The sequence below is a fragment of the Ochrobactrum sp. A-1 genome (assembly GCF_022488005.1).
GTDB lineage: Bacteria > Pseudomonadota > Alphaproteobacteria > Rhizobiales > Rhizobiaceae > Brucella.
The window spans coordinates 406,666-419,096 of sequence record NZ_JAKVQC010000003.1 but is presented as its reverse complement, the minus strand read 5'-3'; the positions used below and the strand labels follow the sequence as shown (position 1 = coordinate 419,096).

Sequence of the window (12,431 nt, the reverse complement as noted above, 5' to 3'; positions counted from 1 at the left end):
TTAGCGAAGGCGACCGCTTGCGTGAGCAAGCATGGTGTAGACCTTGCCCGTATCTGACGTCAGATAAGTCCGCGTTACCATGTTATCACGGTCATTGCGGGCTACATCTTCAAGCAGACGCTGGAAGTCGTCCATATAGCGGTCGACAGCGCGGCGGAATTCACCATCCGTCTGATACTTGCGCTTAATATCATCAAAGGTCTGCTGACCCTTCAGCGTGTAGAGACGACGGGTAAAGACATTCCGTTCACCGCGACGGTAACGGTCCCAAAGCTCCACCGAAGCTTCGTGGTCGATAGCGCGAGCAATATCCACCGAAAGCGAATTCAGTGATTCAACAACGTGGCTCGGTGAACGAGGCGTCGCGGTCGGCTGAGCCTTTGGCTGGGCTGCTTCTTCCTCCTCGCGGGAGGCGCGGGCAAGGAGATCGGACACCCATCCGCGCGGTTTTTCCGGCTGCGTGGCTGCCGGAGCAGGTTGAGCCTTTGGCGCATCGTAGGCGCGCTGACGTATTACAACATCTGTCTGGGCCACCGGTGCCTGAACTGGAGCCGGGCGAGGTGCGACCGGCGCCGGACGCGAAACCGGACGATCTGCACGGCTTTCGCCAACATCCACCAGACGACCGGACTTGTTGACGATCTCAGCCAGTTCCTTGAGCGCGTTGATCTGTTCGCTCACGGCCTTGCGCATTGCAGACGTGGTTTCTTTGGCTTCTGCAGGCATATCGAGAACACCGCGCTTCAACTCGCCACGGGTCGTGTTGAGCTCGTTGCGGATTTCGCTTGCGGTACGGCGGATATCGTCTGTTGCCGCGGAGAATTTCTGTGCAGCCTGCTCGACGATTTCCGAAACGCTTTCGCGCATCTTCTCGGCAGACGAACGGGTCTGGCCTTCGGCGCGCTGGAAAGCAGAAGTCACCAGCTCCTCGAAGGACTGCATCAGCTTTTCGACGCCTTCCGACTTCTCGACCAGGCCCGATGCCAGTTTGTCGAGCGCCTGATGGCGATCTTCAAGCGTGCTGACGAGGCCGTTCTGGGCAGTATTGATCATGTCGGAAGCCGAGGAGAGAACCTTTCCGTGCTCTTCGAAGCGGTCGGCAATGTCTGCGATCTGCGACAGCGTACTGTCGGAGAGTGCGCGCAAAGTACCGATATTGTTGTCGATCAGACCGGTGGAAGCCTGGAACATCTGCGCCGCACGATTGGTGTTCTCAACGAAGCTGGAAGTCGTGTCTACGAGACGACCATCGATATCCGTGAGATTGCGCGTTGCGGCATCGATCAGCTTGCCCAGTTCGCCGTTCGACGCAGCAAGGCGGTCGATCAGCTCGCTAACATTGTCGGAGAGCCCGGTCTTGGCCTGCTGAACAGCGGCAATTGTTTCTGCCGTGCGGCTTGCAAGTGCATTGACCAGAGCGGCATTTTCCGAACGAAGTCTGTCAGTAGCAGCGTGGGTTGCTTCTTCAAGCTGCTGTGCCAGTCCACGACCGCTATCAGCCAGCCGCTGTACAAGCGGTTCTGCCGTATCGTTGAGAATCTTGGTGATTTCCTGCGAGCGGGCGGCGAGAACGGCATTGAGTTCGCGAGTGCGCTCTTCCAGCGTAACGGCTGTGGTGTCGGTTACCTGTGCAATACGTGCCTCGACAGAACCGAGTTCCATCGTGATGCGTGAACCGATATCACCCAGACGCGTTGCAATCGCATCAGCGCGTTCTGCAAGACGCGTTTCGGTACCAGCGAGATTGTCGGCAACGCTGGCCGAGAACGACTCGCTATGACCTGCAAGCGTTTCGCTCGTCTTGGATGCCGTATCTGCGATCCGGGCTTCAATCGAGCTAAGTTCGCCGGTGAGGCGGCTTTCGATTGCTTCAAGACCGCTGGCGATGGCGCTGGCGCGCTCATTGAGGCGGGTTTCGGTACCAGCCAGATTGTCGGCAACGCTCGCAGCAAAGGCTTCGCTATGGCCAGCAAGTGTTTCACTCGTTCTACTTGCCGTGTTCGCGATTCGGGCTTCAATCGAGCCAAGTTCGCCGGTGAGACGGCTTTCGATCTCGCCAAGACGACCGGCAATCGCATCGGCGCGGTCGCCGAGACGAGCTTCGGTACCAGACAGGTTGTCGATCAGGCGGGCACTGAATGCTTCGCCGAAACCGTCCAGAGCTTCACCAGCCTTGGCTGCTTCAGCCGAAAGCGTGCTGGCGGCTTCGCCAATCTTCTCGCGCAGCGTTCCAGCGACGATGCCAGCGCTCTGTTCAAGTGCACGACGAACATTGTCGACGCCGATGGTGAGGGCCTTTTCCATCGTCTGCGTGCGTTCTTCGATAATGCCGGTCTGGCCTTCGAACGCGCGGCTGATGGTCGAGCTGCTGTCGGTGATTGCATTATGCAGGTTGGTTGTGCGCTGTTCCAGAATGTCGCTGTGATCCTGCAACGTCTGGCTCAGTGATGCTGTGCTGTCGCTCAACGTCGAACGAATTTCGGCAGCACGGGTTTCAATAGTGCGTTCGTGTCCGTCCAGAATGCCGGAGAGGGCATTGTTGTGATCGTTCAGGACAGTGTGGAGGCCACTTGTACGCTCTTCGACCTGACGGACGTGTTCGCCAAGGGCGGCGACGAATGCATCGCGACCAGCACCAATGGATTCATTCATGCTGCTTGCGCGTTCGTCGAGAATACGTGCGAGCGTGTCCTGGTTATCAGCGATAAGCGCCTGCAGCGCATTCACGCGTTCATCGAACGTACGGGCAAGAACTTCACGGTTTTCATTGAAGTTATCGCGCATTGCAGCAGTGCGCTCATCCATCAGTTGAGCAAGCATGGCCTGATTGCCAGCGATGACGCCGTGAAGCGTGGTTGCACGTTCTTCCAGAGAGCGGGCGTGGTCTGCAAAGCTCGTATCGAGCAATGCTGAGTGGCTTTCCATCGTCTGGCGCAGTGCGTTGGTCCGCTCTTCCAGAATTGCCGCATGATTGTCGGCAACCGAGTTGAGGGCAGATGCACTGGCATTGACCGCATTTTCGATGTCGCTCGTGCGTGCAGCAAGCGTATCGGCATGGCCGCGGATGACAGAGGAAACGCGTTCCGTTTCGCCTTCCAGTGACGCAGCAAGTACGTCGCGGCTTTCAGCAAGCTTGCCTGCAAAGGCATTGGCCTTTTCGCCGAGAATATTGCCAACGCTTTCACCGATAGAGGTCAGATCTTCGCCGATCTTCGTCTTGGTTTCGTCAATCATCGTGCTCAGAGACGTACGACCGCTGGAGAAGGTTTCCGCGATTTCACGAGTACGAGCGATGAGGTTTTCGTTGATCTGGCGCGAACGGGTTTCGAGAGCTGCATTGAGCTTTTCAGTGCTGCTGTCGAGGGCATGCGCGCGCGCTTCGAACTCGGATAGAAGCGACCGGCCACGCTCGGAAAGGGTGCTTTCGAGGTTGGCAAGACGCGTGTCGAATTCACTGACCATGGACTGTGTTGCGCCGCCCAGCAGATTGGCAATGCCGGTTGTGCGTTCGTCCAGAGCTTCCGTCAGGCGGTCCGATACAGTGCGCGACTGTTCATCGAGCGTCGCAATGCGCGTATCGAGCAGGTTTGCGAAGGCTTCGCCCGAAGTCGTGATGCGTGAACCGATGTCGCCCGTACGGCTTTCAATGGCTTCGGCAATAGCGCCGCCGCTATCATTAATGCTGCCGATCAGGCGCTCACCAGATTCGCTGAGCAGGGTGCTCAACTGCTGAGATGCAGAGAGAACGTTGTCGCGGATGATGTTGGAAGCACTCGAAAGTTCTTCCTTAAGCTGTTCATGCGCTCCAGAGATCGATGAACGCACACGCTCGGCATGGCTGACAACAGCTTCGCGTTCGTTGCCGAGATCGCTGACGAGCGAACGGATACGAACTTCATTGTCGCTATAGGCGCGTTCAAGCTGATTGACTTCCGACTGAACCAGCGTTTCCAGCTCGACGGCCCGCGCCAAAGTGCGTTCGATGCCTTCGTTCATGGCGGCGACTTCGCGGCGCACAGCCTGTCCAAGGGTTGAAACACGATCACCGGATACAGCTTCCGGCTGGAGCAGCCGCATGGCAGCTTCCGACATGCTGCGTGCTGCCGTATGCATTTCCTGCGCACGCTTCACGAGCTGCGCGAAACCCCAGAACATTGCGACTGGCAGTGCAATGCCTGCGACGACGCCGAGACCGGCAGGTGAAGTGAAGAAGTCCTTGGTGGCCTGCAAGGTCGAGAAGACATCGGGATTGATGGCTTTGCTCAGTGCAACGCCGCCAGCGGCCCACAGCACGCTGATTGCAGTTGTGGTCCAGAACAGCTTCGAGGAGTTTTCGGTCGCGCGGCGCGGAGCGGCGATGATCGCTTTTTCACTGCGGGAATCATCATTTGCCGGCGTGAAGGTAGGGGATGCAGCGTTGGCGGCGGTCGCAACAGTTGCAGCGGCAACAGGCTTGCTAACAACTGGTTCGGGTGCAGGCGTTGCGACCTTCGATGTGTTGGCAGGCTTGTGCTGAACGCTGACTGTAGCTTGCGAAACTGGCCCGGCAGCTTTTACGACCGGCGGGACCGGAGGCGCTGCAGGCGTTGCAATCACTGAAGCAGTGGTGATGGTGGCTACTTTCGCAGCAGTTTCAACAGGGGAGACGGCAGCCGGTTCGACTGTTTTGGTCTTCTGTTCGGCAACCAGCTCTTCAGCAGCACGCGAAATCTGCTCTTCCAGATCGTCGACTGAGAAGCCATCATCGAATGCACTCAAGTCCATATCGATATCAAGATCGTCACCGAAATCGATATCGAGTGCCTGTTCCAGTGCCTTTTCAACCTCAAGGTCGAGCTTCTGTGCCTTGGATTTGGAAGCCATTGTTTGCCTACCTCGTACTCATTACTGCGACGGCCGGACCATAAAAAGGCCGTTACAAAACTTTCTCCGCCATTTTGCATCGTATCGGCTCGGGCTTGTTAAGGAAATAGGCGACTTCTGCCGATACCTAAAACTTTAAATACAAGGTTAACGGAAGGCGGCTCAATTCATGAAAATTCGACATTTCCGGGCTTTCCACATTTACCAGCAAGTTGTGGAAATCGGTCGAGGCTGTTTCCATCATCCGACAATACTCTACGAGTTTATTAACAAAAACGCTCGTATAGAGTGTCCGGAGTCATAATTATCATTTACTAGTTGTATGAGCTGGGCGCGGGATTCTTTCCGTCATTCCTCATTCTCCCTCAATCACATCATATGATGCACTTTCCGCAGACGACAAGGAAGGGTTTTCCGATTTCGGGCGCAACTGTCAGGTTTGGCAGGGCCCCAAACTCTCAACTGATGCACGGCATATTGGCGCAGTTGCCTGCTTGGGTGCGGTCAAGGTTGAAACTATTTGCAGAACGCCGTATCTGCCATTCCGAGTTTATTTGCGTTTTTCAGCCGGGACGGCGACGAACGCCAAAGATGAAGATCGCGCGGAATTTGCGTGTTTCAAGGAATGAAAATGACGAAGATCGTATTCGTATCAGCTGATGGCGCGACACGGACCGAGGTCGAAGCCGATAACGGGTCAAGTGTGATGGAAGCAGCCATTCGCAATGGCATTCCGGGCATCGATGCGGAATGCGGCGGTGCCTGCGCTTGCGCAACCTGCCATGTCTATGTTGATGAAGACTGGAGCGACACTGTCGGTGGCCCCGACGCGATGGAAGAGGATATGCTGGACTTCGCCTATGAAGTTCGCCCTACCTCGCGCCTTTCATGCCAGATCCGCGTGTCGGATGACCTTGAAGGCCTCGTCGTGCAGGTGCCTGAGCGCCAGAACTAAATTGTTGAAGAAATGGTGATGCGATGGGCGTAGAACCGCATAATGATATTGTCATTGTCGGCTGCGGGCCTGTCGCACTTTTCTCCGTTTTTCAGCTTGGGCTGTTCGGGTTCAGGTGCCATCTCATTGATGCCAGTGATCGGCCTGGTGGCCAATGTACGGCGCTCTATGCCGACAAGCCGATTTACGACGTGCCCGGTTTTCCCGAAATCATGGGCGGAGAACTCGTAGAACGGCTTCTCAGGCAGATTGAGCCGTATAATCCCGTTTTTCATTTCAACAAGATAGCGGCCAGTATCGCAGTCGATGACGACGGCGTGGCCGTTGGCATTCGTAACAGTGACAAGCTTAAAGCGCGCGCAGTGGTGATTGCATCCGGTCTTGGTGCGTTCAACGGAGACGGACAGGTCATCCGTCCAGACTCGCTGGCCGAGCTTTCTTTCATTAAGACGGGTAACATGCTGGCTGTGAGCCCCGAGACCTTCAGAACTTCAAGTCCGAAAGTCTATGCTATCGGCGATGCCTGCCACTATCCGGGCAAGCTGAAACTCATTCTGTCAGGGTTTCATGAAGCCGCATTGATGACGCAGGCTATACGCCGAGAATTGCACTAGTGGTCTGATTCCGACATTTGCATCCCTCGGATATGAGCGCCGAGCAAATGTCGGAATCAGACCACTAGTCTCGTTGCTTCATTTGGAAGCCTGCTGGGCGCGTTCCATGCGATAGGTCAGCAAGCGCGCAAAGCGGTTTTCGAAATTGATCGTCTCAACCCGGTCAAACCTTTGCTGTTCCTTGTCATGCGCTTCCATAAGGCGTGCAGTGACTTTGTCGATGTCAGTGCGAAGCACAGAACAATCTGTGCGGGTGCGCAGTCCACGTATTTCCCGTTCCATCTGGCTTGCAAAGCTGCGCGCAATCACGATGTGGCTTTCTTCGTGACGGCGAATGTCCTGCAACAACGTATCCCAGATCAACGCCAGTTCCGGCGTTGCCTTGCGGCGCTGTTTCCAGCGAGGCAAGGAAACCTTTGCGTGAACGTTCACGTAAACGTCCTGCACTTTGCAGGCTTTTCCAGGCGCGCGGCCATAACGTACCTTGGCATCGAAACGGATTTCGGCGGCGCCGGGGTGGTGCTGGCCAGTCTTCTTGAGGAAGGGCCCATTACGGGAAAGAGCCCTGTCGAGGTCTGCTGCCGTTTTGCCACTTACGGTATAATAGTTGAATTCTCGAAAGATCGCGGCGGCTTCCGCTTGCGGAGCTACGATGGCAAGAACTGCACTGAGAGCCAGAACCTTCTTCCTCAAATTCATGTCCTGGCACCTCTTTCTAAAACCAGTAAGAAATTCGCTTTTTATTGCCGCGAGCATGGCATGCAATCGTCAAGAGAACTATAACGCCCTTCACAAAATGACTTCAGGCGAGGTTGGTTGCAACCTCGCCACAATGAAATGGCCTAGGGAAATGCCCCCAGGAAATGGCACAGGAACATTTCGCTATGACGAAAGAATGGCACGTTGCTCATGGAAGAAGCCTTCGCCTGGGGGAAAAGTCCGTGATCATGGGCATATTGAATATCACGCCAGACTCTTTTTCCGACGGCGGCCACCACAATGAGCTGGAAAAGGCAATAGAAGTAGCCGGTCAAATGCTCGCCGATGGAGCGACGATCATCGATGTTGGCGGAGAATCGACCCGCCCCGGAGCTGCTGCGATCGACTCCGAAACGGAAATCAAACGCGTTGTTCCTGTTATCGAAACATTGGTAAAGAAATACGATTGCATCATCTCCATAGACACTTACCGTGCTGTAACTGCGCAGGCTGCGGTCAAAGCCGGAGCTCATATCGTCAATGATGTCTGGGGGCTGCAACGAGAGCCTGAAATCGCCGATATTGCCAAAACAGCCGGCGCAGGACTGGTCATCATGCATACCAGCAGGGATCGACCCGTTCTCGCCGATGTCATCGAAGATCAGTTCTCGTTCCTGAATGTTTCGCTGGATATAGCGATAAAGGCTGGCATTGAAGAATCCCGCATCGTGCTCGATCCCGGTTTTGGCTTCGGCAAGAATAAGGATGAGGATGTTGCACTTTTGGCCAGAGCAGATGAATTGCAGAAGTTTGGATTCCCGTTACTCGTCGGCACGTCGCGGAAACGTTTTATCGGCGGCATGACGGGCAGGGACAATCCGCTCGACCGCGACATAGGAACTGCGGCAACGTCTGTCGCACTGCGTTTGGCAGGTGCCGACATCTTCCGTGTTCACAATGTCGCTTTTAATAGAGATGCACTTGCCGTTGCAGATGATATCCTGCAATTCAGACGCAGTGAAAATAGAAAGTAAAGCCGTGTACACGATCCGAATGATGAATTGCGCATTCTTCGCGCACCACGGCGTTTTCGATGAAGAGCACAAGCTCGGTCAGCGTTTCTACGTTGATGCTATTCTTGATGTCGATCCGGGCAATGCGCTGGAGAATGATGATATCGACGGTACTGTGCATTACGGTATCGCCTTTGCTGTCATTGAAGACATCATCACCGGTCGTCAGCGCTATCTGATCGAAACGCTGGCTCTCGACGTGGCGAAGGCACTGACCGCCCGGTTTCCGCAGGTAAAGCGCGCAGAAATTACGGTCCGCAAGCCGAACGCACCTGTTCCGGGTGTGCTGGACCATGTTGAAGTGACCGTGGTTTATCCGCAGTGAAAGCAGGCAGCCATTATCGCGCCTGGCTGGGGCTTGGCGGAAATATCGATGATCCCGTTGCGTCTATGGGCAAAGCGTTACGCTTATTGGACGAAAGGGCCGACACAAATATCGTGGCTGTCTCGGCTGTCTATCGCACGCCCCCATGGGGCAAGACAGATCAGGCGTGGTTTCACAACGCATGTGCAGAAATCGAAACCACGTTGCAGCCATTAGAGCTGATTGCGACCTGTCTCGATGTGGAGCGCTCATTGAAGCGCGTGAGGATCGAGCGATGGGGTCCGCGTATCATCGATATCGATTTACTGGCGATGCAGGACGAGGTGGGAAAAGCCGTCGTCATGAATGATACAGCTCTCCAGCTTCCGCATCCCCGCATGCATGAGCGGGCTTTCGTTCTCGTGCCCTTGAACGATATTGCGCCATCTCTCAAAATTGCAGGCAAGACGATCGCGGACTGGAATACCGGGATAGAACAAGTCGGAATAGAAAAAGCCCGCACGGATGCGAGCTGGTGGCGAGAGTAGAGCAGTTCCGAAGACGCAGTCTAACGAGAACTGCTCCAGAGCTTTTGTCAGTTCTTCGCGATGCTGCCGACTGCGATATTATCCACACGCTTCAGGCTCATGCCTATGACCGGTACCAGTTCCTTGTCGACGCGAACGGAAACCGTCACATTCATCGTGTTCGGATCGGAAACGCGGGCCAGCATGGCACCGTTCAACTGTTTGCGGTTCAGGCCGAAAACAACCTTGTTGCCACTGACGGAACCTGACGTCACGTCAAGGCCTTTGCCCGCTGCGCCGTCGTTGAACTTGCCTGAATAAGCGGAGCCGACGCGCGTTACGGTAGCCTTCATAGGCTGCGAAAAGACGCCAACGCGGCAGGTACCGTCAAGCGTCATGCCAACATCTTCTTCCGGTGTTGATCCGGCGAGATTACAGACGAATTTCGTGCCTTTGTACTTTCCGGCGACGATTTCGCCTGGACCTGACCATTGGCCTTCGATCGTTTGAAAGAACTGCTTGTCCTTGTCAGCGGCCAGAACCGGCGCGGCAGAAAATGACACGGGCAGCAGCGTCAGGCAGGCGGCGATGCAATTCTTCATATTCAGCTCTGTCCCGGATTCACGACCTTGATCGGACGTCATTCCTAATTGTTGTTTTTAAGCATGTCACGACCAAAAGCTGGTCGCGCCTCGCAAACCGTCGGATTATCCGACGCTGCCAGAAGTCGATCAAAAGGGAAGGGCACGTTTCAGGGGAGTGTGCCAATACACCGGATCGCTCGATTCTGGCGCAGCTTTCTATCTACTTATAATCGTCGCGAATGGTTAATGCTTCGGAAATAAACCGCTATTTTCCAGGACGCTTTTTATCGGTTCGTTCACCACTTATCCTCGCAAGGTCGCCGATAAAGTCTCCGATTCCGGGGCGCTTTTCCGCATTGAATGGAAATGGACGCACCACATCCATGGCCGCAATCCCGATGCGTGCCGTCATGAGCCCGTTGACCACACCTTCACCGAGCTTGGCCGACAGCCGGGAGGCAAGACCGTGTCCTACCAACTGCTGGATCACGCTGTCCCCCATGGCTAGTGTTCCGGTTACGGCCAGATGAGCGATAACCCGGCGTGCAAGCTTCAGAAAGCCAAGTGTTCCGGGGCGGCCGCCGTAAAGTTGTGAAAGCCGACGGATCAGCCGCGCTGATTCAAAAATGACATAGCCGATATCGACGAGCGCGCGCGGGCTGATTGCTGTGACAATCGAAACGCGTTTTGAAGCATTCAAAATGAGTACGCGCGCTTCACGGTCAAGAGGACGAAGGATTTCCGTTTCGGCAAGCTGGATCAGATTCCGCCCATCAATAATATCATTTGTCAAACCGTCCAAAAGCTGCCGCCCGCGCGCTGTCTCGGGCAAGCCCGCCGCAATCGAGCGCAACGCGTCCACTGCTTTTCTGGCTGCCGCCATATCATCGCGTTCTGCTGCATCTGCGGCGTCTTTGCGAAGGTGCTGCACGGACGCGAGGCGACGCAATGCGACAAGTTCGCGAACGACGATGGCGATAAAGGCGGTAAGCGCAATTATAGCAACACCCAATGCGGTCCAGCCTAGCCAATCCGCACGGGAAAATAGCGCCCGGATAAGGTCTTCGGTCCAGATGCCAACGGCGAAAGAAACAAGTATGCCGAGCGCACCGAAAAGTATTCTGCTAAGCGACCAGCCCTTGCGTTCAGGCGCTTCAAACGACGGATCAAGGATTTCCAGTTCTGCCGCCTCGTCTTCGCTCAATGCGAAGACATCCGGTTGGGAGATAACGGCGTCGAGGTCCCGCACTGCACGAGGACGGCGCGGCGCCTCCTCCGCTGTTTCAGGACGAGTTGAGGGCTGGTTCACCGTAAATGATGCTGGTTTGCGTGGTGCCTTCTCTATCATGCGAGACGATCCCCAATCAAAAACTGCAAGGCGCGATCCAGTCTTATATGGGGCAGGGAAAGCGTTATGCCTTCAGCGGTACGCTCTAGCCGGGGCGGACGAAAACGGACAAAACGGATGGCCGGATCACCCTGCGCAAAAGACTTTTCAAAGATCGCATTGGGATTCTTCGGTAAATCACCGGGAAATATAGCTGTTTCGGTTTCACCATCGAACACTTCACCGTCGATCCTTTCGCCTTTCAGCGGTGTACCAACGATGACAGGCAGAGTTTCCTTACCTTGTGTCACGGTTGCCTCACGGGTGGCCCGAACTGCAGCCATTGCGAGAACATCAATATCGGCGCCGGAAAAATCGGCGCGCTCTATAGCCCGCTCCACGAGACGGCGCACGATGGCTTGCAGACGGTCATGACTTTCATGATGCAAATGATCGGCTTTCGTTGCTGCAACAAGAATGCGCCCGATCCGGCGCTGGATCAGGCCAGTCAGCAGGTTTGAGCGTCCCGGCCGGAAGCAGGACAGGATATCGGTGAGTGCCCGTTCCAAATCAGCGACGACTGCGCCACCTGCATTCATTGCCTGCATGGCATCGATAAGCACGATTTGCCGGTCGAGCCGCGCAATATGTTCGCGAAAGAATGGCTTGATGACATAGGTTTTATAGGCTTCGTAGCGCCGTTCCATCATTGCGCCCAGAGAGCCAGCCTTCAGATCGTCCGGTTTCAGGTCGGGAAGCGGGGCGAATGTCAGTGCCGGTGACCCTTCGAGGTCGCCCGGCATTAGAAAGCGTCCCGGCGGCAAGGTCGATAAAGCGCGTTCATCGGCTTTTCCTGCACGCAAATAAGCCGTGAAGCTCTTTGCCAGTCGCTGTGCGGTCAGTTCGTCTGCTTTCTCGGAAGGTGTGACGAGAGAAGCTTCGGCGATCCACTCCTGAGCCAAATCCCTATGCGTCGGTTCATGGGCCAGAGCAAAAGAATCCGCACTGAATTCGGCATAGGATTTGCCAAGCAAAGGCAGATCCAGCAACCATTCTCCGGGATAGTCGACGATATCAACCGACAGCTTGCCGGGCGACAGCCAACGTCCCCAGGCAGAAGCGGATTCATATTCGATTGTCAGGCGCAATTGCGAGATGGCGCGAGTGGAGTCCGGCCAGATACGCTCATCGATCAACGCCGACAGGTGCTCTTCATACTGAAAGCGGGGGACTGCATCATCGGGCTGCGGCTCAAGCAGCGCGCGTGAAATGCGGCCCGATTTATAGGCTTCAAACATCGGAAGCCTGCCGCCATGCAACATGTTGTGAACGAGGGCTGTGATGAAGACCGTCTTGCCGGCACGTGACAAACCAGTCACGCCGAGCCGCAATGATGGAGACAAAAGCCCGGTCGCACGATCTGCCAGTGTATCGAGTGCGATCTTCGTTTCGTCGCCAATACTTGTCAGCTTAGCCAATTAACCC

The 12,431-nt window shown here is 55.5% G+C and carries 10 protein-coding genes; 5 read left to right on the top strand and 5 right to left on the bottom strand.

From position 1 onward, the window contains the following. Nucleotides 1-3,996 (bottom strand): apolipoprotein A-IV repeat region-like domain-containing protein, encoded by a 3,996-nt coding sequence (locus MKS82_RS03740; protein WP_445558066.1) that lies wholly within the window; start codon nucleotides 3,994-3,996, stop codon nucleotides 1-3. 1,498 nt (nucleotides 3,997-5,494) lie between these two features. Between MKS82_RS03740 and MKS82_RS03735 the strand changes: the two genes are divergently transcribed. Next, on the top strand, nucleotides 5,495-5,818 hold the full coding sequence (locus MKS82_RS03735; protein WP_061346270.1) for a 2Fe-2S iron-sulfur cluster-binding protein: 324 nt from the start codon (nucleotides 5,495-5,497) through the stop codon (nucleotides 5,816-5,818). Between the two features lie 23 nt (nucleotides 5,819-5,841). After that, nucleotides 5,842-6,432, top strand: a complete 591-nt coding sequence (locus MKS82_RS03730) for an FAD-dependent oxidoreductase (RefSeq protein WP_109988159.1) — start codon at nucleotides 5,842-5,844, stop codon at nucleotides 6,430-6,432. Between the two features lie 78 nt (nucleotides 6,433-6,510). On the opposite strand, the gene MKS82_RS03725 is transcribed toward MKS82_RS03730, so the two are convergent. Further along, entirely contained in the window at nucleotides 6,511-7,131 is a 621-nt protein-coding gene (locus MKS82_RS03725) for a DUF922 domain-containing Zn-dependent protease (protein ID WP_109988158.1), read from the bottom strand. Between the two features lie 185 nt (nucleotides 7,132-7,316). Here MKS82_RS03725 and folP point away from each other — a divergent pair, with 185 nt between their 5' ends. From folP to folK, 3 genes are all read left to right on the top strand, one after another. Continuing rightward, entirely contained in the window at nucleotides 7,317-8,165 is an 849-nt protein-coding gene (gene folP, locus MKS82_RS03720; protein WP_109988224.1) for a dihydropteroate synthase, read from the top strand. Nucleotides 8,166-8,169: 4 nt separating this feature from the next. Continuing rightward, a complete protein-coding gene (folB, locus tag MKS82_RS03715) occupies nucleotides 8,170-8,529 on the top strand; it encodes a dihydroneopterin aldolase (protein WP_061346273.1) in 360 nt (119 codons plus the stop codon). Nucleotides 8,530-8,594: 65 nt separating this feature from the next. Further along, a complete protein-coding gene (gene folK / locus MKS82_RS03710; RefSeq protein ID WP_240578650.1) occupies nucleotides 8,595-9,056 on the top strand; it encodes a 2-amino-4-hydroxy-6-hydroxymethyldihydropteridine diphosphokinase in 462 nt (153 codons plus the stop codon). Nucleotides 9,057-9,103: 47 nt separating this feature from the next. Here folK and MKS82_RS03705 read toward each other — a convergent pair whose 3' ends face one another. The 3 genes from MKS82_RS03705 to MKS82_RS03695 form a co-directional block, all read right to left on the bottom strand. Next, the gene (locus MKS82_RS03705; RefSeq protein ID WP_109988223.1) at nucleotides 9,104-9,637 is read right to left on the bottom strand and encodes a hypothetical protein; all 534 of its coding nucleotides are present in this window, start codon (nucleotides 9,635-9,637) and stop codon (nucleotides 9,104-9,106) included. A 247-nt stretch (nucleotides 9,638-9,884) separates the two neighbouring features. After that, nucleotides 9,885-10,967 (bottom strand): YcjF family protein, encoded by a 1,083-nt coding sequence (locus MKS82_RS03700; protein WP_109988156.1) that lies wholly within the window; start codon nucleotides 10,965-10,967, stop codon nucleotides 9,885-9,887. Next, the gene (locus tag MKS82_RS03695) at nucleotides 10,964-12,424 is read right to left on the bottom strand and encodes a YcjX family protein (protein ID WP_240578368.1); all 1,461 of its coding nucleotides are present in this window, start codon (nucleotides 12,422-12,424) and stop codon (nucleotides 10,964-10,966) included. Before MKS82_RS03695 ends, MKS82_RS03700 begins: the two co-directional genes overlap by 4 nt. Nucleotides 12,425-12,431 lie beyond the last annotated feature (7 nt).

Excerpts from the sequence above, each read along its gene's own strand:
- MKS82_RS03740 (WP_445558066.1), bottom strand. The coding sequence starts at position 3,996 with ATGAACGAAGGCATCGAACGCACTTTGGCGCGGGCCGTCGAGCTGGAA.
- MKS82_RS03735 (WP_061346270.1), top strand. The coding sequence starts at position 5,495 with ATGACGAAGATCGTATTCGTATCAGCTGATGGCGCGACACGGACCGAG.
- MKS82_RS03730 (WP_109988159.1), top strand. The coding sequence starts at position 5,842 with ATGGGCGTAGAACCGCATAATGATATTGTCATTGTCGGCTGCGGGCCT.
- MKS82_RS03725 (WP_109988158.1), bottom strand. The coding sequence starts at position 7,131 with ATGAATTTGAGGAAGAAGGTTCTGGCTCTCAGTGCAGTTCTTGCCATC.
- folP (WP_109988224.1), top strand. The coding sequence starts at position 7,317 with ATGACGAAAGAATGGCACGTTGCTCATGGAAGAAGCCTTCGCCTGGGG.
- folK (WP_240578650.1), top strand. The coding sequence starts at position 8,595 with ATGGGCAAAGCGTTACGCTTATTGGACGAAAGGGCCGACACAAATATC.
- MKS82_RS03705 (WP_109988223.1), bottom strand. The coding sequence starts at position 9,637 with ATGAAGAATTGCATCGCCGCCTGCCTGACGCTGCTGCCCGTGTCATTT.
- MKS82_RS03700 (WP_109988156.1), bottom strand. The coding sequence starts at position 10,967 with ATGATAGAGAAGGCACCACGCAAACCAGCATCATTTACGGTGAACCAG.